Below are 19,489 nucleotides of genomic sequence, written 5' to 3'. Positions count from 1 at the left end.
GTCACCATAATTTAAATTTACGATAACTTAATTCCCTCATAATTATAACATAGTTATATTTCACCGCTTTTGCAGTCGTAATCAAAACTTCTTGCTCTGTATTGATGTCTTTGATCACAGCATCACTTCGGTTGCTAATAGTGAAATAGCTCGCAATTAGGAAATTTAAATTTTTAATTGGAAATCCGGAGAAAAGTACTTTTCCGTCTTTATGTTTTAGATTAAAGATTGTAAAAGATTAATATTAGAAATAGTTTCTATTCGCTCATCTACAGCCTTTTAAATAAATTTAATTAAATCTGATACAACCATTTGCATAAGTAACTCGTCTATTATTATATACGCTAACCACAAACGAATATAAAAACTAAATTATTATGCGCACAAAACTAACAATTCTCTTATTTTCATTTTTTATTATTAGCTGTCACCCAGTAAGAAAAGCACAGGTCGCAACATTTACGCAAGGACAAGTAGTTCAAAAAAATTACACCGAAGAAATTGCATTTGATTATTATCATAGTATCATTTTTCTAACTGTTGAAATTGACAAAAAAAACTACAGCTTTGTTTTTGACACAGGAAACTCACTAACTGTTTTAGATGATGATGTTTATTCTGAACTGATGAGCAAGGATAATGAGGTCTATGGAAAAACTACTGATGTGAACAATGATAAAAGAGCAACGCAATATATCTCTATGAAAAACATGCAATTAGGCAAAGTTGAATTCGATAATTTTGGAGCACAAGTTACAGATTTGTCTGCGCTTTCAGTTGTTTTAGGTTGTAGACAAATTGATGGAATTCTCGGCATGAATTTTATTAAAAAATCAAAGTGGCAAATCGATTTTAAAAATAAAAAAATTCGATTTTCAGATGATTTAAGTAAATTGAGTGTTGGCGAAAAAGCAATTAGCTTGAATGTTGTTGATAAAAAGCAGGTGTTTATGAATTTTGAGTTAATGCTTAATGGAGTTTCAGAAGTGTACTTATTAGACTCCGCAAGTAATGGTGGTATTCAAGGATCTCTTGCTGCAAAAGATAAAATTAATGCCAAAGAAGAGCTAAAAGAATTACAAACAGAAAGCTTTAGTACAGGTGCTTTTGGTACTAAAATTAATAAGGCTTATTATACGATAATGCCTAGTTTCCAAATAGATGGAGTGGGTTTTAAAAATGAGATTGTTCAATTTGTAGATCAGAAAGCTAAATTTGGTACAGCATTTCTTGATGATTACCTGTTAACAATAGATTACGATAGTGGGATGATTTATTTAGATGATCCAAGTAAAAAAGCAAATCCTGTTGTCAATCAATTTGAAATTAGTTTCAGAGCAAATTATGAGGACGTATCGCTTGAGGTTGGGAAGATTTGGGAGGCTAGTATTCCGGAATTAACATTGGGTACTAAAATAATCAAGATTAACAACGTAGATGTTTCTAATTTTGATAGAGCGGAACTTTGTGCGTATTGGGAAATAGAAGCAAATAAAATTCAAAATATGGATCAAGTTACTGTCCAAATCAATCATAATGGAACGCCAAAGAATATTGAACTAAGCAGAAAAAACCTACTAGGAGAAATTTAAAAAAAATGGAGCAGTTAAGGAGAGGAACGTTTTTCAAATTATAACGTAATCCACTTCCGTTAAATTGCTTTTAATAGCCGCAGTTTTCTTTATAGTATTTGTAAACCGCAAAAATAAATAACACTTTAGTTCATACTTACTAAAGTGTTATTTTATTTATTATTCTTATAAGTTTATTAGCTTGTTTAAACTAGCAATTAACCCAAAGGTCGCAACGTATTACTGTAAGTAACCACGTATTTAAACTTTCCTTCAGATACTTTTTTCATAATATAGATAAACTTGTATTTTACAGCTTTTGCAGTTGGAATCACAACTTCTTGCCCTGTATTGATGTCTTTTATAACGGCATCAGCTTGATTGCTAATGCTGAAATAATTTGCAATTCGGGTGTTTAAATTGGTAATTGGATAATCAGAGAATACTACTTTTCCGGCTTGTGTAGCTTGGATTTTCTCGCCTTTGTACATTTGTGTCAAAATTAAAACGCTCTTATTAGCATTTTTCGCATTCACTTCTTTTAAAATTCTAGCAGTTTCTGCTTTTGAAGCACTTCTAAAATCATCACGTTCTACGGTTTCTACTGTTTCTGCGGTTTTTTCTGTGGATTTACAACTCTGTAATCCAATCATCAGTGCCATCGTGGCTATAATAAATATCTTTTTCATACTATTTAAACCCCTAAAGGCTGGTTTTATTGTGTAAAAAAAGAGTCCGAAGACTCTTTTTTGAAATTTTTAACGTTCTATTTTATGGTTTTAATACCCATATTGTAAAGGGTAAAAACCTGCATATCTACATTTTCTTGGATCGTAGCCGCTACTGATTTTCCAGCGCCGTGTCCTGCATTTACATCAATTCGGATTAAAACCGGATTAGGTCCAGCTTGTTTTGCTTGCAATTCTGCTGCAAATTTGAAACTGTGTGCTGGTACTACGCGGTCGTCATGATCACCTGTTGTTACCATAGTTGCCGGATATTTTGTTCCTGCTTTTACATTGTGAACTGGTGAATAACCTTTTAAGTAAGTAAACATTTCTTTGGTTTCATCCGCCGTTCCATAATCGTAACCCCAACCTGCTCCTGCAGTAAAAGTGTGATAACGTAACATGTCTAAAACACCCACAGCTGGTAAAGCTACTTTTATTAAATCAGGACGTTGTGTCATCACAGCACCAACTAATAATCCTCCGTTTGAACCTCCTTTTATCGCTAAATAATCAGACGAAGTATATTTTTCTTTTATTAAATAATCAGCTGCAGCAATGAAGTCGTCAAAGACATTTTGCTTGTTCAATTTTGTTCCAGCTTCATGCCATTTCTTACCATATTCGCCACCACCGCGTAAATTCGCGACAGCGTAAATCCCTCCATTTTCTAACCAAACTGCATTTGCAATACTAAAAGCAGGCGTTAAACTGATATTAAAACCACCGTAAGCGTATAAAATTGTAGGGTTTTGTCCGTTTAAAACAGTTCCTTTTTTATAAGTAATGATCATCGGAACTTTTGTGCCATCTTTAGACGTATAAAAAACTTGTTTCGACTCATACTCTTCTGATTTGAAATCTACTTTTGGTTTTTCGTACACTTTCGATTTTCCGGTTTTTGCATCAAAAGAATAAGTTGTTCCTGGAGTTACATAATTCGTAAACGCAAAATACAACGTGTTTTCTTTTTCTTTTCCACCAAAACCTCCAGCAGTTCCAATACCTGGTAATTTAATATCACGGACTAATTTTCCATTATAATCATACTGTTTAATGAACGAAACAGCATCTTTCATATAACTTGCAAAAATATAACCACCACCTGTATTTGGTGAAAGTACATTTTCAGTTTCCGCGATGCAATCTTTCCAGTTTTCTTTAGAAGAATTCGCTAAATCAAAAGTTACAATGCGTTTATTAGGTGCTTTGAAATCGGTAACCAAATAAATTTTAGAACCTTTATTGTCTAAAACGTTGTTGTCGTTTTCATAGTTATCGATCAAAGTAACAATTTTGCTGTCTGGCTTTGATAAATCTTTGTAGTATAATTCGTTTCCTGATGTAGAATTTGCAGCTGTAATGAATAAATAGTTGCCATCTTCAGAAACGCCACCGCCCACATATCTTCTCTTAATATCATCGCCAAAAATCAATTTGTCCAATTTTTGAGGCGTATTTAATTTGTGATAATATAATTTGTGTTGGTCTGTTTTTGCCGATAATTCGCTCCCTTCAGGTTTGTCATAACTTGAATAGTAAAAACCTTCATTTTTGTACCAAGAAACACCACTAAATTTCACATCAATAATAGTATCGCCAATAATTTTATTCGATTTTGCGTCTAAAATTATTACTTTTCTCCAGTCACTACCGCCTTCTGAAATGGAGTAAGCGATCAAACTTCCGTCTTTACTAAAATTTAGTCCACCTAAAGATGTTGTTCCATCTTTCGAAAAAGTATTCGGGTCTAAAAAGATTTCTTCTTTCCCGTTTTTGTCTTTTCTATATAAAACCGATTGATTTTGAAGACCGTTATTTTTGAAGTAATACGTGAAATCGCCTTCTTTAAAAGGAGCCGAAATTTTCTCGTAATTCCACAATTGTTCCATTCTCTTTTTCAGCTGGTCTCTGTACGGAATTTGCTCTAAATAGTTATAAGTAACTACATTTTGCGCTTTCACCCAAGCTTCTGTCGCCGCACTTCTGTCGTCTTCTAACCAACGATAAACATCGTTAATTTGTTCGCCAAAATACGTGTCAACGTGATCGATTTTTTTAGTTTGGGGATAATTGATTTTTGTTTGTGCATTCATAGACAAAGTACAAACAATAGCCGAAAGTGTTATTGTTTTTTTCATAATTAAATAGGTGTAATCAACAAAGATATTGTTTAGAAGTGAAAGAAATGTTAATTATAAGTCGAAACTTATGGTTCCAATAATATTTCTACCGATGTTATAAATGCCATCTGTTTTTAAACGTGACAAGTGATTCACATAGGTTTTGTTCAATAAGTTATTTCCGTTTACAGAAGCATTTAAATAGTTTTTACCGATTTTAATTTTTCCGCCAATTGCTAAATTCACTAATAAGTAGTCGTTTGTTTTTGTTTCAAATGTGCTGAAATTATTTTGGGCAAAAGTGTAATTAAAGAAAACCGAAGCATACCCTTTTTGAAGCCAATCTTTCAGTGTGAATTCAGTTCTAATGTTGTTTTTCCATTGGTTTGCAGGAATTAACGGTAAATTATTATCGCCTTGTTTTCCAGTTACGTTTTCAAAACTACTCGTAAAATGCAACCAGTCAAAAGGATGCGGATGAAAGTGAATTCCGGCTTCACCACCAAATAGAGAAGCATTATTTTGAATGTAATTATAAACGTCATTGCCGTCAATTTCAGCTCCCGTTGGCGTAATGTAAATGTAATTGTTGATGTGATTATAAAATCCGTTCACGAAGATTTCAAAATGTTGGCTTTTATATTCCAAATTCAAATCGACTTGAAAATTCTGCTCGTTTTTTAAGCTCGAATCGCCAATTTCGTAGCGATTACTTCCTTCATGAACACCGTTTGAAGTCAGTTCCGATAGATTTGGAGCTCTAAAACCCGAAGCAATATTAAGACGCGAATTGATAGATTCAGATAGATCTGTTTTGTATCCGACCGAAGCATTAAAACTATCGAATTGTTTGTCGATAGCTTCAAAATAACCTTCTTCGCCTTCAATTCCGTGCGTTTGAGTGCTGATTTTTCTATTATCGTAACGAATTCCCGCTTGTAAAACATTCGAATTCCAAGCGTAATTTGTAGTTAAGAAAGTTCCGAAATCTTTCACATTCGCATCCGGAATTAATAATTCTTCGCCAAAATTAGTGTTGGTTTGATCAATTCCTTGAATTCCAACAATAGCTTCTAAACGAATGAATTTCGGAAGAAAATACTTTACATTATAACTAGCGGTTTGCAATTTCATTGATAACGCGATTTCATCCGCTTCTTCTAATTCTTTGCGATTGTTCAAGGTGTAACCAAAATCTCCTTCAATTTTTGAATTTTTAAAATATACTTTTTGATTCAAACTCAAAGCGTGATTCGCAACATCTTGTTTCGGAAACATCGGATTTCTAAAACCTGAATTTTCTAAATCTTCTTCGGGTAAACCCAAATCTAATTGGTTGAAATTGTATCGAAAATCAGTTGCCATTTTTGTATTGGCATAACCAATTCCCATCTTTAAATCGTTCTCAATGAAACGCGTATTGATAATTCTTTCGCCAGAAGGCACTTTGTAATCCGCATGCGAAGTATAATTGCCTCGAATTAAAAATTTGAAGTTCGAAGGCGAAGCTTTAAACCCGAAAGTAGTTGCCGTTCCTTGTGTATTACTGAAATATTGTTGCTCAAAAGAAGTTTCTTTTTCTTGGTACGAAGCATATTTTTCGGGATTCAAATAAATGACACCGCCCAAAGCATCCGAACCATAAAGTAACGAAGCCGGACCTTTTATAACTTCGACACTTTCAACTCCAGCACTGTTTACACCTAAACCGTGTTCTTCGCCAAATTGCTGATTTTCCACACGAATTCCTTGCGAATACACCAAAACACGATTACCACTTAAACCACGGATTACAGGTTTTCCAATCGAAGTTCCTGTTGAAATTTGAGAAACTCCTGCTATTGTTGTAAGTCCATCGATTAAGGAAGTCGCACCGTTTTCTTTCAGCTCACTTACTTTAGCGTGTTCGACTTTCATTACATTTTGAGCTTGTATTTTGTTGAAAAAAGTAGAAACGATCACTTCTTCTAAATGCTGTTCTTTTTCGTTTAAAGTCACATTAACAACTGCATCAGCTTCCAAATGAGTAACCGTTTTATTCAGAATTTCATAACCTGATAAAAAGAATATTAGTTTATTGGTTCCTTTTGGCAAGGTTGTAAATTGGTAAAAACCATTGGCATCTGTAGTGGTTTCAGCATTGTTTTCTTCGATGTGAACTAGAACGCCTGCTAATTTTTCGTTGTTAGAATTGGTGATATAACCACTGATTTTGGATTGCGAAAATCCGGCAACAGCAAATAAAAATGCCATTACACTTAATAAGTATTTCATTGTAAGTTTTTTATAGTTAAATAATACGTTTGTTGCTGTATTTCAAAATGAGGTACAACAAGTTTGACCTTATTTCGATTAATAAAGTCGGATTAATTAAACTATAAATATTGGTGGTCCGCGTAAATAAATTGAAGTTCCGCTGTAAGTAATAGAAGATTCATTACTGTTAAACTGGTACGGAATTTCGTAAAATGAAGGAATAAAATCAAAATGAAAAACTTCCGGAGCTAAGAAAGCCACGAATTTGAAATCACATATCGGACAGTCTTCGCTTTGGGAGAAAGTTTTTTCAACACTCTTAAAACTCAGACTGTGCGAATGATCGCAATGTTCTGTTTTAAGATGGTGTTTGTGCGAAAAAGTATGAATAGATTGGTAGCTAACAGCAAATAAAACTGTTAGCATTAAGCCAATATTCATATATAGTAATTTCTTTTTCACTTTAGCAAAGATATGGTTTTTAGTAGTACATATAAAAAAAACCCCAAATTAGCGAATATTTAAATTTAATGAAGTAAATCTATTTCGTTAATTTGGGATGCTTTTAATTATAATAAATGCTACTATATTAAATTGTTTGCTATTAAATATTCAGCAATTTGGATCGTATTGGTGGCGGCTCCTTTTCTTAAGTTATCAGCAACAATCCACATGTTTATGGTGTTAGGTTGACTTTCGTCTCTTCTGATTCTTCCTACGAAAACCTCGTCTTTTCCTTGTGCATAAATTGGCATTGGATACGTAAATGTGTCTGTATTATCTTGCACTTTAATGCCTGGCGTGTTGTGCAAAATCTTACGCACTTCAGTAACTTCAAAATCATTTTCAAATTCAACATTAACGGCTTCGCTATGACCACCAACGACTGGAATTCTAACAGCAGTTGCAGTAACCGCAATTGTTCTGTCGTCTAATATTTTCTGCGTTTCACGCACTAGTTTCATCTCCTCTTTGGTGTAATCGTTGTCTTCAAAAACGTCACATTGTGGAATTGCATTTCTGTGAATTGGATATTTATAAGCCATTTCGCCTTTTTCACCAGCGTATTCGTTTTCTAACTGTTGCATTGCTTTTACACCTGTTCCAGTAATGGATTGATAGGTAGAAACCACGATTCTTTTGATGTCATATTTAGCATGTAATGGTGCTAAAGTCAATACCAATTGAATTGTAGAACAATTTGGATTGGCTATGATTTTATCTTCTTTTGTTAAAGTTGAAGCATTAATTTCAGGAACGATTAATTTTTTAGTTTCGTCCATGCGCCAAGCGGATGAATTATCGATTACTGTTGTTCCGGCTGCAGCAAATTTTGGAGCCCATTCTAGTGAAGTTTCACCACCAGCTGAGAAAAAAGCAATTTCGGGTTGCATTTCTACCGCAGTTTTTAAATTTACTACTTTATATGTTTTTCCTTGCCATTCAATTTCTTTTCCTACTGATCTTTCAGATGCAACAGGAATTAATTCGGTTATAGGAAAATTACGTTCTGCTAATACTTGAAGCATTATTTCGCCTACCATTCCGGTAGCGCCAACTACAGCTACTCTCATTATGTGTTTTTTATTTAGTTGTACAAAAGTATTGAATATACAAATGACTTCGCAAACATTATTAAAATTATAACAAAAGAGTTATTTCTGTCTAGTTTTATAAAAAAGAAAAACCCTGAGGCATGTTCAGGGTTTAGTTAAGAATACATAATGTAGCGGTAAACTATTTGTTTTTTAATAAATCTCTAATTTGAGTAAGTAACTCTTCTTGAGATGGTCCAGCTGGTGCTGCAGCAACAACAACTTCTTTTTTCTTAGCTTTTTCAGCCGCTCTTAAAACCACAAAAATAAAGAATGCAATAATTACAAAATTAATAATTGCTTGTAAAAAGTTACCATAAGTTATAACAGCTGCTTCTGCTACTTTTGCTGCCTCAAGCGTGGCGTAGCTCTCTCCGTTTAAAGCAATAAATTTTTGCGTAAAGTCTAGTCCTCCAGTTAATAAACTAACTATTGGCATAATTATATCGTCTACGGCTGAACCTACTATTTTACCAAAAGCAGCACCAATCACAACAGCAGTTGCTAAACTTAGTACATCGCCTTTTAATAAAGAGGCTTTAAAGTCTGAAAAGAATCCCATAATTTTTAATTTTAAAGAGTTAGTTTTAGTTCTATTATCACGAATTTACAAAAAATTCAATAAAATGTTAATTTTTATAAAAAATTCTTTTTACGCGTTGCGAAATTCCGGTTAGAATCTCATAAGGAATGGTGTCAATAGCAGTTGCTATTTCGGTTACTTTTAGGTTTTTACCAAAGACGATAACTTCATCTCCCGGATGGCAATTTATTTCAGTAACATCAACCATCATCATGTCCATACAAACCGAACCTAATATAGTTGCTTTCTGATTTTGAATTAAAACATATCCTTTTTCATTGCCCCAAGCTCTTCGAATTCCATCGGCATAACCTATCGGAATTGTCGCGACTTGCATTTTGTGTGTCACTTTGAATTTTCGGCTGTAGCCAATGCTTTCTTCTGGTGCAACGGTTCTAATTTGGGAAATTATCGTTTTTAAAGTGCTTACATTTTCTAAAGCTTGTAATTCTTGTTCGGAATTGCCAATACCATATAATCCAATTCCCAAACGAACCATTTCCATCTGTTTTTCAGGATAATTGAAAATTCCCGAAGTATTCAAAATATGGCGAATTGGTTTTGGCGAAATCACTTTTTCTAATTCGAGAAGCATCGCGTCATAACGCTGAAATTGCAATTGGGTAAAAGCATCTAAATTCTTGTCGTCACTTCCCGCTAAATGCGAAAAAACACTTTTTACCTTGACGAAATTATTATTTTTCAATAAAACACATAATTCCGAAATCTGATGCGGTTCAAATCCCAAACGATGCATTCCGGTATCTAATTTAAGATGAATAGGATAGTTTGAAATATTTTGTTGCTGCGTGATTTTTAAAAAAGCTTGTAAACCAGTAATCGAATAAATTTCGGGTTCTAAATTGTAAGCAATCATCGCTCTAAAACTACTGTTTTCAGGATTTAAAACCATAATTGGTGTGGTAATTCCCGCTTTTCGCAATTCGATTCCTTCATCGGCAAAAGCTACTCCTAAATACGCTACTTTTTGATGTTCTAAGACTTTTGCAATTTCATAACCGCCATTTCCGTAGCCAAATGCTTTTACCATTACCATCATTTTGGTTTCTGGTTTTAGTTTCGATTTGTAGAAATGTAAGTTGTGACTAATCGCATCGAGATTAATTTCCAAGATGGTTTCGTGATTTTTTTCTTCCAAAACCACTACGATTTCGTGAAAATTGAAACCTCTCGCACCTTTTACTAAAATTGTCTCGTTTTGAAACGATTGTGTGTTGAATTGTTGTAGAAATTCTTGTGTTGTAGCAAACGGAATTACATTTGGTAAATCGGTTAATTGCTTTCCGATGGTTTCGCCAATTGTTATAATTCGGTTGATTTTATGTTTCGATAAAATCGATTTGATGTCGCTATATAATTGTGCCGTTGGAATGCCTCCTGAAAAAATATCGGATAGAATAATCGTTTTTTTATCGTGTAATTTCTGTTGTTCTAAGAAATCTAAGGCAATTTTTAAGGATTGATAATCCAACGAATAACTATCATCCACAATCAAACAATTATTAATTCCTTTTTTAGCCTGAAGTCTTAATTCTACGGGATATAATTCCGTGACACGTTTTTGAATAAACGAAATATCTTCGCCCAAAAACAGCATAAAATTTACACAAGTGATTATGTTTTCAATAGCGTTTGTCTCCGAAAACGGACTCAAAATACTAAATATAGTTTCTTTCGTTTTAAATGATAATTCGGTACTTCCGTTGGTGTATTTTTGAGTGACGAATAACATCGCATTCTCATCGGTAAAACTCCAAGTATGTTTTTTAATTTCTTTGGGAAGTAAATTTTCAATGGCTTGATTTTGCTCTAAAAACACATCCGAACAATTCTCGAACAATCTTATTTTTTCTTTGATTTTGGCTTCGCGATTAGCAAAACCTTCGTCGTGTGATAAACCGATATTGGTTAAAATCCCGTATGTGGGTTGAATTATTTGTTCCAGTTGAAGCATCTCGTTTGGAAGCGAAATTCCGGCTTCGAAAATTCCTAAATCGTAATTGCCTTCAATTCCTAAAATAGAAAGTGGCACACCAACTTGTGAATTATAACTTTTCGGATTTCTAACAATCAAATGATTTGGACTTAGTAGGAAATTCAACCATTCTTTTACGATTGTTTTTCCGTTGCTTCCGGTAATTCCCACAAATGGAAAATCAAATTTGTTTCGATAAGCAATCGCCACTTTATGTAAAGCAACCAGCGTATTTTCAACAATAATGAAATTCGCTTTATCGTATAAATGTTCCGGAATATATTCGACTACAAAATAGCGAACGCCTTTTGCAATCAACTCTTCTAGATATAAATGAGCATCGTGATTTTGCCCTTTTATGGCAAAAAACAAAGTGTTATTTCCGTTTTGCAACGAACGGCTGTCGATTGAAATGTGACTTGCGTCGAAATCCGTCGAATTTCCGTGGAAAACGCCTTTGCAGTTTGAAATAATATGGGTGATATTGAAATTCAATTTATTCTTTTTCTTCTTTTGGTGCACGAATTGCATTGTAATACGCAGCACGACTTAAAGGTTCGTATTCTTCGGTTTCGCCTAACATTACAATTTTTTTATCGTCTGATTTTCTGAAACTATAATGAGCTAAATTTCCAGTTCGGGTGCAAACCGCATGCACTTTCGTTACATATTCCGCTGTTGCCATCAAAGCAGGCATCGGACCAAAAGGGTTTCCTTTAAAATCCATATCCAATCCGGCCACAATTACTCGGATTCCTGAATTGGCTAAATCGTTACAAACAGCTACAATTTCATCGTCGAAAAACTGCGCTTCGTCAATGCCGACCACATCACAACCTTGTGCTAAAATTCGGATATTTTCTGCTGCAGGAACAGGAGTAGAACGAATTGCATTTTGATTGTGAGAAACCACCATTTCCTCGTCGTAGCGCGTGTCTACAGCGGGTTTGAAAATTTCGACTTTCTGTTTGGCAAATTGAGATCTTTTTAAGCGGCGAATCAGTTCTTCGGTTTTACCCGAAAACATCGAACCACATATTACTTCAATCCAACCAAACTGTTCTTGATGATTTACGGTATTTTCGAGAAACATTTTGTATCTTTCGTACGTTAAAAAATTATTTTCTGCTACATTTGTAGGCAAAACAAAAATAGTAAAAAACCAACGATATATTTAAAGATACGCACCAAAGTTATGAAGAAAAGAGTCTCAGCTGAATTAATTAGCATTGCACACCGAATTTTAAAGTTAAAAAATCATGCAGATACGATTCAATTGCAATTAGAAGCTAAGAATTTGTACGATCAATTAACGATTTTACGCTTTTATGAAGAGAATTTTGAGTTGGTAAAAAATGAAATTCCACAGGTTGTTTTAGAAGAAAAATTAGAATCAAAACCAATTGCCATCGCGCAAGCTGCAACGGAGGTAATCGAAGATAGAAAAGAAGATGAAGTGGAGTTTATGCCAACTCCTGTTTTTGACACATCGGTTGCGGAAGAAAAAGTCGTTGTTGGCGAATTGATTGTGGAAGATGACGATGAAGAAGAGGAGAAAGAAGAAGAATTTCAGAGCGCAATTGAACCAGAATATGTAGCAGAATTAGCGCCAATTGAATCTGTTAAAGAGGAGATTGTTGCAACAGAAATCGTTGCGGATGAAATTATAGTAGAAGAAATCACTGTCGAAGAAATTGTTGAAGCTCCGGCAGAACCAGTATCTTCAGTAGTAGGAACACAAGCGAAACAAATTTCTTTTGAAGATTTATTAATGCATGATTATGCTGATATGGATTTTGTGAAAGTAGAAGATATTCCTGTTAAAGTTGAATTAGCGAATGAAGCTGTTTTTGAACCTGTTGTTCAAGAAGAAGTAGTGTCAGCGCCCGAAATTGTAACAGAAGCACCGGTGGTTTATGAATCACCACAAGTATTGGAGCAAGAAGTGAAGAAAACCTTCGAAAAAGTGCAAGAATCAAAAGTTAGTTCGCTGAATGATCGCTTGAATAAATCTATTTCTTTTGGTTTAAATGACCGAATCGGTTTCGAGAAGAAATTATTTGGTGGAAGTTCGGATGATTTTAATCGTGTTATTTCGCAATTAAATACGTTTGATAGTTTTGAAGAAGCGCAGTCATTTGTGCAAGATTTCGTTAAACCCGATTATAACAATTGGGAAGGAAAAGAAGAATACGAAACGCGTTTCATGGAAATTGTAGAGAAGAAATTTTCATAAGCTGGATGTTTAGACTGTTTTGAGGTAAATAATTTTAATAAAATTCATACAAAACTTAGTTGTTTTTTATGTACTTTAAATTTTAGTATTTCCCTCAGAAACAACTTATCTGACTTATATGTTTTAAAAATTCGTTCCTAAATTAATGTAGTAAATGGGTAAATTATATATTGTTCCTACGCCAATTGGCAATTTAGAAGATATGACTTTCAGAGCGATTCGAATTCTGAAAGAAGTAGATTTGATTTTAGCAGAAGACACGCGAACTAGTGGTAAATTGCTAAAACATTTCGAAATCTCCACGCACATGCACAGCCATCACATGCACAACGAGCACAAAACCGTTGAGAATTTGGTAAAACGTTTGCAAGCGGGCGAAAATATTGCTTTGATTAGTGATGCAGGAACTCCAGCGATTTCAGATCCTGGGTTTTTGCTAACGCGAGCTTGTGTGGAAAATGGAATTGAGGTCGATTGTTTGCCTGGAGCTACAGCGTTTGTACCGGCTTTAGTAAATAGCGGTTTGCCCAATGATAAATTCGTTTTTGAAGGTTTTTTACCTGATAAAAAAGGAAGACAAACCCGATTTTTAGCTTTGGCTGAAGAATATCGCACGATGATTTTTTATGTTTCACCCCATAAATTAAACAAAACCTTGGCCGAGTTTATGCAATATTTCGGTGCCGAAAGACCGGTTTCCGTTTCCCGCGAATTGTCAAAATTACATGAAGAAACAGTAAGAGGAACGGCTGAAGAAGTATTTAATCATTTTGAGGCTAAACCTGCAAAAGGGGAAATTGTGGTTTGTGTTGGTGGGAAAAAATAGTATTCAGTTTGCAGTCGCAGTTTGCAGTGGTAGTACTTCGATTAAGATTTAATAAAATGCCGACTGCAATTAACAGTAAAACAAATAAATTTATGAGTTTTTACCTGTTTTATTTTCTGATTGTATGAAAGAAATAATTAATTGAAGAAAAGTCTAAATCAATAAAAACTAGTAGGGAAATTCTATAGTTTTTATGGTGAAAAGTAAGGTAATATGAATGAGTATAAAACACTTTTCGAAAGTAAAGTTTATAATCAACTCTCTTCAGAAGAAAAGAAAGGTCTTTTTTACGTAAGAGCTAAATATTTAGGTATTGCCTTTTTGATTCTATCTTTAATTAGCTTTTTTATAAATTTTGTTTTTCTTGACCTTGAAGTTTTGAATAAGCTTACTATCATCGTTTCAGTATTTGGATTTATATCACTTTTTGTCAGTTTTTTAGCAACAAAATTGGACAACGAATTAAAATTCGGCAAATTAACCGATACGATTTATGTCCTTGAAAAGTCAATTATCATAGGTGATAAATCATTTGATTGTAATGAATTGTCAAATATTAAGTATATAGTAACTGATTTTAAAGGAAAAGAGCCTCCGTTTTTTCGTTATGATCTCCAATACAATATACAATCATATCTATATGGAACAGGTGTTTTAAATTGGATAAGCTTTATGTATAAAGATAAGGATTACAAGTTTTTCTTTTTTTTAGAAAACAAGAAACACTTTCAGGTCTTTGAGGAAGCAATGAATTTATTAATTACTAAAGGTGTTAAAATCAAAAAAGCTTTTGATTACTAAAATATAAACTATGAACACAACAAAAACAAAAACAACCTGGAAAGGAAAAATGCAATTCGAATCTACTAATCCAAGTGGCGAAACATTTCTAATTAATGCAGGTGCGGAAAATGGAGGAGAAGGAGCGGGTTTAAGACCAAAATCAATGATGTTGTCGGCTTTAGCAGGTTGTTCAGGTATTGATTTGGCTTCTTTAATTGAAAAAATGAAGTTGGAAGTTACAGATTTCAACATTGAAGTAGAAGCTGAATTAACAGAAGAACATCCAAAAATATACAATAAAGTAAAAGTGGATTATCATTTTTACGGTCCCAATTTAGACGAGAAAAAACTGCAAAAAGTAGTGGATTTATCTGTAGATAAATATTGTGGCGTAATGGGAATGTTCCGTCAATTTGCAAAAGTTGAGGTTGAGATTTTTTATCATAAAGTGTAATTATGACGGTTTCAATACTTAAAGAGAAAGTTCAGAATTCAGAAGTTTTAGTATTTTCTGAAGTAATCCATTCTATTGAATCGTATTATTCGTTTACACCAACAAGTTTTACAAATGGAGAATTATCGAATGAAGCAGGAACAAATAATGGTTCGTGTAAAGTGTTTTCATTTGCCAAAGAACACAATTTAGATGTTTCGGAAACCTTGTTTATGTTTGGAGAACATTATCAAAAAGTGCTACAAACTCCAAACGAAGATGACCATCAAAACATTCGTAATTTTATAAAATCTGGCTGGAAAGGTGTTCGATTTTCGGGGAATGCATTAGAATTGAAAAAATAAATTTCTTTCTAAAAAATATTTATATATTTGTTGTTCAATACTATAAGCCAAAATAATTGAATTCTAAACCCATTTGTTCGGAATTCTAATTTCTAAATTCTAATTTTATTATTATGCGTTGGAATCTAAAATCAAAGCCAGAAAAAGAAAAGTTACAAGCCTTGCAAAATGCCCTTCAAGTAGACGAAATCATCGCTACTTTACTCGTTCAGCGTGGTGTTGAAACCTATGAACAAGCCAAAACTTTTTTCCGTCCTACTTTAGACGATTTGCACGATCCTTATCTGATGAAAGATATGGATAAAGCGGTAAATCGGATTGAAAAAGCGATTGAAAATAACGAAAATATCTTGGTTTTTGGAGATTATGATGTCGATGGCACGACAGCTGTTTCCCTAGTTTCGAGTTATTTACGAAGTTTTTATCCCAATGTCGCGACTTATATTCCCGATCGGTATGGAGAAGGTTACGGTATTTCGTACTTGGGAATTGATTATGCAGATGACAATGATATTGCCTTAATTATTGCTTTGGATTGTGGTATTAAATCGATAGATCATGTCAATTATGCGAAAGCTAAAAATATCGATTTTATCATTTGTGATCACCACAGGCCCGGAGATATTTTACCGGATGCTGTTGCGGTTTTAGACCCAAAACGTGCCGATTGTTCGTATCCTTATGATGAATTATGCGGTTGCGGTGTTGGTTTTAAATTAATCCAGGCTTTAGCCCAAAATAGAAATCAAACGATTGACGATTTGGTTTTGTATTTAGACTTAGTCGCGACGGCAATTGCAGCGGATATAGTTCCTATTACGGGAGAAAATCGCGTCATGGCAAAATTTGGATTAGAAGTTATTAATTCAAATCCAAGACCAGGAATAAAAGCTTTAATTCAATATGCAAAGAAGAAAATTCTAACTATTACTGATGTCGTTTTTATTGTTGCGCCAAGAATTAACGCGGCTGGAAGAATCAAACACGGAAATGAAGCAGTCGCTTTGTTAACAGAATATAATATCGAACAAGCCGAACAATTTGCATCAGAAATTGAACAATATAATTCGGACCGAAAAGAATTGGACAAGCAAATTACGAAAGAAGCTTTACTTCAAATTCAAGAAAATAACGAGCAAGTTCGATGTTCAACTGTGGTTTATCATGAAAGTTGGCATAAAGGTGTGATTGGGATTGTTGCTTCCAGATTGGTTGAAAATTATTATCGTCCTACAATCGTTTTTACAAAAAGTGGCGATAAATTGGCCGCTTCCGCTCGATCTGTCAAAGATTTTGATGTTTATAATGCATTGGAAGCTTGTGCCGAACATCTGGAACAATTTGGAGGTCATATGTATGCGGCCGGAATGACGATGTTGCCTGAGAATTATCAGAATTTTAAAGATGCTTTTGAGAAAGTAGTGTCTTCAACTATTCATCCAGATCTGTTAATTCAAGAAATTGCGTACGACGCCGAAATTGATTTATCAGACCTCAACCCGAAATTAATGCGTGTTTTAAAGCAATTTGAACCTTTCGGGCCCGAAAATATGGCACCTTTATTCTTGGCTAGAAACCTTATGGATTCTGGCTATGCAAAAACTTTAGGCAATGAAAATGAGCATTTAAAAGTATTCGTTAAACAAGGGATTTCTGAAAATTTTGGAGCTATCGGATTTAAGTTGGGCAACAAATTAGATGTGGTAAAAAACAAAAATAAATTCGATGGAATTTTCTCTTTGGAAGAAAACGAATGGAAAGATACCGTAACTTTGCAACTGCAATTACGAGATATTCGACAACCCAATGAGTAAAAAAGATCCTTACGCAGCTTTACGATACAAAGAATTCAACTTTTTCTTATTAATGCGATTTGCGATGGTTTTTGCATGGTCGATGCAATTTGTTATTATAGAATGGGAAGTATACAGTTTAACAAAAGATCCATTATCACTTGGAATTATCGGTTTGATGGAAATAATTCCGGCAGTTTCTATGGCTTTGTTTGCTGGTCATATTGTGGATCAAAGTGAAAAAAAGAAGCTTTTAGTGAAATGTATTTTAGGATTTTCAGTCGTGAGTTTAGGTTTGTTTTTAATTACTGTTCCTGAAATCACCAAAAATCTAGCTCAAAGTACAATTCTTTGTACAATATATGCTTTGGTATTTTTCGGAGGATTTGTTCGGTCGTTTCTTGGGCCAACAATATTCTCGTTACTTTCTTTAATTGTTCCAAAAAAGTTATATCCAAATGCTGCTACTTGGAGTAGTTCCACTTGGCAATTAGCGTCTATGTTCGGACCTGCATTAGCTGGACTTTCGATAAGCTTCATTGGTGTGCATTGGTCGTTGTGTTTTGTATTTGCTTGTTCAATTATGGCTTTGATAATGTTAGCGCAAATTGAACAAAAACCGATTTTAAATCCGAAGATTGGCGAACCGATCATGAAGAGTTTAAAGGAAGGTTTGAGTTTTGTATTCACTAACAAGACGATACTTGGATCGATCTCTTTAGATATGATTGCGGTTTTATTCGGTGGAGCAGTAGCTTTATTGCCGATTTTTGCTCAAGATATTTTAAAAGTTGGTTCGGAAGGATTTGGGATTTTAAGAGCTGCGCCAGCTCTAGGTTCTTTTTTAATGATGTTGCTTTCTGCTTATATTTCACTCAACAGAAAAGCCGGAATTAAATTATTAGGTGCAATTTTCATGTTCGGAATTTGTATTATTATTTTCGGAATTTCCGAGATTTTCTGGATTTCTGTTTTAGCGATGTTTTTAAGTGGTGTCTTTGATGGCGTCTCAGTGGTAATCCGAAATACTATTTTACAATTGCACACGCCTGACCACATGAGAGGTCGGGTGGCATCAGTGAATTCTATTTTTGTGGGTTCCTCTAATGAGTTGGGTGCTTTTGAAAGTGGCTTAACCGCGAAATTAATGGGTGTAGTAAATGCCGTTATCTTTGGAGGAGTAATGACAATAATTACAGTTGGAGCAACAGCAGTAGCTTTACCTAAATTTAGAAAATTAGATTTAGAGAAAGATGTTGAAGCCTTAGAAAATGGAGATTAAACCTCAAATTTCTTCAGCGCAAAATTAGTTCCATCGAACACTCCATAGGTGAAGTAACCAATCCAATCACCTAAATTAATGTATTTTGAACTTTCAGTAAGTTCAATTTCTAAAGGTAAATGCCTGTGCCCAAAAACGAAGAAATCATACGATTTGGTTTCTAGTTTTCTCTTGCAATACTGGACCAGCCATTCTTGATCTTCTCCTAAATATTTTACATCTTCAACGCCGGAAATCAGTTTGTTTTTTACAGAAAGATATTGGGCTAATTTCACACCGATATCAGGATGTAACCAACGGAATAACCACTTTGAAAAAGGATTAGTAAAAACCTTTTTCATCCTTTTATAGCCCATATCGCCTGGACCTTTTCCATCACCGTGACCTATTAAGAAGGTTTTTCCATTAAATGTGAATTCTTCGTTATCATGATAAACAGGAATGTTTAATTCTTTCTGAAAATAATCGCCCATCCATAGATCGTGATTTCCTACAAAAAAATATATCGGTATTCCCGAATCTCTAATTTCAGCTAATTTTCCTAAAACTCTTACAAAACCTTTAGGCACCACAGTTTGGTATTCAAACCAAAAGTCAAATAAATCGCCTAAAAGAAAAATTGCGTCAGCATCTTGTTTAACGACATCAAGCCACGAGACGAATTTTTGTTCTCTTGGGAAACTAAGTTCAGAGGTGGGTGCGCCGAAGTGCTGGTCAGACGCGAAATATATTTTTGAATTTGGTTTCAAATTTTTTAAATCTTTTCACAAAAATACACTTTTTACTTCATTTACCCATGTTTGAAATTTTTATTCGCTTGTAAAATATAGAGTTGCTAGGTTTATGCTAATTATGTATTCAAGTAGAATGAGATTCTGAATTTCATGAACAAATGTTAAAATTTAGGTCCTTTCTATGA

The 19,489-nt window shown here is 34.0% G+C and carries 17 protein-coding genes; 8 read left to right on the top strand and 9 right to left on the bottom strand.

The features are described 5' to 3' along the window. Positions 1-377 precede the first annotated feature (377 nt). Positions 378-1,592: a retropepsin-like aspartic protease gene (locus ACFSX9_RS06305; protein ID WP_379805781.1), complete on the top strand. Its 1,215-nt coding sequence runs from the start codon at positions 378-380 to the stop codon at positions 1,590-1,592. Positions 1,593-1,789: 197 nt separating this feature from the next. On the opposite strand, the gene ACFSX9_RS06300 is transcribed toward ACFSX9_RS06305, so the two are convergent. The 8 genes from ACFSX9_RS06300 to ACFSX9_RS06265 all read right to left on the bottom strand — a co-directional run bounded on the left by ACFSX9_RS06300 (position 1,790) and on the right by ACFSX9_RS06265 (position 11,945). After that, the gene (locus ACFSX9_RS06300) at positions 1,790-2,260 is read right to left on the bottom strand and encodes a hypothetical protein (protein ID WP_379805779.1); all 471 of its coding nucleotides are present in this window, start codon (positions 2,258-2,260) and stop codon (positions 1,790-1,792) included. A gap of 77 nt (positions 2,261-2,337) precedes the next feature. Beyond that, the gene (locus ACFSX9_RS06295) at positions 2,338-4,395 is read right to left on the bottom strand and encodes a prolyl oligopeptidase family serine peptidase (RefSeq protein ID WP_379807043.1); all 2,058 of its coding nucleotides are present in this window, start codon (positions 4,393-4,395) and stop codon (positions 2,338-2,340) included. Positions 4,396-4,494: 99 nt separating this feature from the next. Further along, the gene (locus ACFSX9_RS06290) at positions 4,495-6,696 is read right to left on the bottom strand and encodes a TonB-dependent receptor (RefSeq protein WP_379805777.1); all 2,202 of its coding nucleotides are present in this window, start codon (positions 6,694-6,696) and stop codon (positions 4,495-4,497) included. A 96-nt stretch (positions 6,697-6,792) separates the two neighbouring features. After that, the gene (locus ACFSX9_RS06285) at positions 6,793-7,119 is read right to left on the bottom strand and encodes a hypothetical protein (protein ID WP_379805775.1); all 327 of its coding nucleotides are present in this window, start codon (positions 7,117-7,119) and stop codon (positions 6,793-6,795) included. A 143-nt stretch (positions 7,120-7,262) separates the two neighbouring features. Beyond that, positions 7,263-8,252 (bottom strand): aspartate-semialdehyde dehydrogenase, encoded by a 990-nt coding sequence (locus tag ACFSX9_RS06280; protein ID WP_379805773.1) that lies wholly within the window; start codon positions 8,250-8,252, stop codon positions 7,263-7,265. 163 nt (positions 8,253-8,415) lie between these two features. Continuing rightward, on the bottom strand, positions 8,416-8,835 hold the full coding sequence (mscL, locus tag ACFSX9_RS06275; RefSeq protein ID WP_379805771.1) for a large conductance mechanosensitive channel protein MscL: 420 nt from the start codon (positions 8,833-8,835) through the stop codon (positions 8,416-8,418). 67 nt (positions 8,836-8,902) lie between these two features. Then, on the bottom strand, positions 8,903-11,347 hold the full coding sequence (locus tag ACFSX9_RS06270; protein ID WP_379805769.1) for a bifunctional UDP-N-acetylmuramoyl-tripeptide:D-alanyl-D-alanine ligase/alanine racemase: 2,445 nt from the start codon (positions 11,345-11,347) through the stop codon (positions 8,903-8,905). A gap of 1 nt (position 11,348) precedes the next feature. After that, on the bottom strand, positions 11,349-11,945 hold the full coding sequence (locus ACFSX9_RS06265) for a thymidine kinase (protein ID WP_379805767.1): 597 nt from the start codon (positions 11,943-11,945) through the stop codon (positions 11,349-11,351). Positions 11,946-12,047: 102 nt separating this feature from the next. Between ACFSX9_RS06265 and ACFSX9_RS06260 the strand changes: the two genes are divergently transcribed. The 7 genes from ACFSX9_RS06260 to ACFSX9_RS06230 all read left to right on the top strand — a co-directional run bounded on the left by ACFSX9_RS06260 (position 12,048) and on the right by ACFSX9_RS06230 (position 18,570). Next, positions 12,048-13,088, top strand: a complete 1,041-nt coding sequence (locus ACFSX9_RS06260) for a hypothetical protein (protein ID WP_379805765.1) — start codon at positions 12,048-12,050, stop codon at positions 13,086-13,088. Positions 13,089-13,242: 154 nt separating this feature from the next. Beyond that, complete coding sequence (gene rsmI / locus ACFSX9_RS06255) at positions 13,243-13,914, top strand: 16S rRNA (cytidine(1402)-2'-O)-methyltransferase (protein WP_379805763.1); 672 nt, start codon at positions 13,243-13,245, stop codon at positions 13,912-13,914. 213 nt (positions 13,915-14,127) lie between these two features. Continuing rightward, positions 14,128-14,715, top strand: coding sequence for a hypothetical protein (locus ACFSX9_RS06250; RefSeq protein WP_379805761.1), 588 nt, complete (start codon positions 14,128-14,130; stop codon positions 14,713-14,715). A gap of 10 nt (positions 14,716-14,725) precedes the next feature. Beyond that, positions 14,726-15,151, top strand: coding sequence for an OsmC family protein (locus ACFSX9_RS06245; RefSeq protein WP_379805759.1), 426 nt, complete (start codon positions 14,726-14,728; stop codon positions 15,149-15,151). Between the two features lie 2 nt (positions 15,152-15,153). Continuing rightward, a complete protein-coding gene (locus ACFSX9_RS06240) occupies positions 15,154-15,495 on the top strand; it encodes a HopJ type III effector protein (protein WP_379805757.1) in 342 nt (113 codons plus the stop codon). 113 nt (positions 15,496-15,608) lie between these two features. After that, the gene (gene recJ, locus ACFSX9_RS06235) at positions 15,609-17,309 is read left to right on the top strand and encodes a single-stranded-DNA-specific exonuclease RecJ (RefSeq protein WP_379805755.1); all 1,701 of its coding nucleotides are present in this window, start codon (positions 15,609-15,611) and stop codon (positions 17,307-17,309) included. After that, entirely contained in the window at positions 17,302-18,570 is a 1,269-nt protein-coding gene (locus ACFSX9_RS06230; RefSeq protein WP_379805753.1) for an MFS transporter, read from the top strand. Before recJ ends, ACFSX9_RS06230 begins: the two co-directional genes overlap by 8 nt. Here the strand turns inward: ACFSX9_RS06230 and ACFSX9_RS06225 are convergent. Continuing rightward, positions 18,567-19,319: a UDP-2,3-diacylglucosamine diphosphatase gene (locus ACFSX9_RS06225; RefSeq protein ID WP_379805751.1), complete on the bottom strand. Its 753-nt coding sequence runs from the start codon at positions 19,317-19,319 to the stop codon at positions 18,567-18,569. The two genes, ACFSX9_RS06230 and ACFSX9_RS06225, sit on opposite strands and share 4 nt — an antisense overlap. Between the last annotated feature and the right edge of the window lie 170 nt (positions 19,320-19,489).

The organism is Flavobacterium ardleyense (genome assembly GCF_042686085.1).
GTDB classification, from domain to species: Bacteria; Bacteroidota; Bacteroidia; order Flavobacteriales; family Flavobacteriaceae; genus Flavobacterium; species Flavobacterium ardleyense.
The sequence above is the reverse complement of the archived record's forward strand: the minus strand, read 5'-3'. Positions and strand labels throughout refer to the sequence as shown.

Bases quoted from the DNA above. Each gene is read 5' to 3' on its own strand.
- ACFSX9_RS06305 (WP_379805781.1), top strand. From the start codon at position 378: ATGCGCACAAAACTAACAATTCTCTTATTTTCATTTTTTATTATTAGC.
- ACFSX9_RS06300 (WP_379805779.1), bottom strand. From the start codon at position 2,260: ATGAAAAAGATATTTATTATAGCCACGATGGCACTGATGATTGGATTA.
- ACFSX9_RS06295 (WP_379807043.1), bottom strand. From the start codon at position 4,395: ATGAATGCACAAACAAAAATCAATTATCCCCAAACTAAAAAAATCGAT.
- ACFSX9_RS06290 (WP_379805777.1), bottom strand. From the start codon at position 6,696: ATGAAATACTTATTAAGTGTAATGGCATTTTTATTTGCTGTTGCCGGA.
- ACFSX9_RS06285 (WP_379805775.1), bottom strand. From the start codon at position 7,119: ATGAATATTGGCTTAATGCTAACAGTTTTATTTGCTGTTAGCTACCAA.
- ACFSX9_RS06280 (WP_379805773.1), bottom strand. From the start codon at position 8,252: ATGAGAGTAGCTGTAGTTGGCGCTACCGGAATGGTAGGCGAAATAATG.
- mscL (WP_379805771.1), bottom strand. From the start codon at position 8,835: ATGGGATTCTTTTCAGACTTTAAAGCCTCTTTATTAAAAGGCGATGTA.
- ACFSX9_RS06265 (WP_379805767.1), bottom strand. From the start codon at position 11,945: ATGTTTCTCGAAAATACCGTAAATCATCAAGAACAGTTTGGTTGGATT.
- ACFSX9_RS06260 (WP_379805765.1), top strand. From the start codon at position 12,048: ATGAAGAAAAGAGTCTCAGCTGAATTAATTAGCATTGCACACCGAATT.
- rsmI (WP_379805763.1), top strand. From the start codon at position 13,243: ATGGGTAAATTATATATTGTTCCTACGCCAATTGGCAATTTAGAAGAT.
- ACFSX9_RS06250 (WP_379805761.1), top strand. From the start codon at position 14,128: ATGAATGAGTATAAAACACTTTTCGAAAGTAAAGTTTATAATCAACTC.
- ACFSX9_RS06245 (WP_379805759.1), top strand. From the start codon at position 14,726: ATGAACACAACAAAAACAAAAACAACCTGGAAAGGAAAAATGCAATTC.
- ACFSX9_RS06240 (WP_379805757.1), top strand. From the start codon at position 15,154: ATGACGGTTTCAATACTTAAAGAGAAAGTTCAGAATTCAGAAGTTTTA.
- recJ (WP_379805755.1), top strand. From the start codon at position 15,609: ATGCGTTGGAATCTAAAATCAAAGCCAGAAAAAGAAAAGTTACAAGCC.
- ACFSX9_RS06230 (WP_379805753.1), top strand. From the start codon at position 17,302: ATGAGTAAAAAAGATCCTTACGCAGCTTTACGATACAAAGAATTCAAC.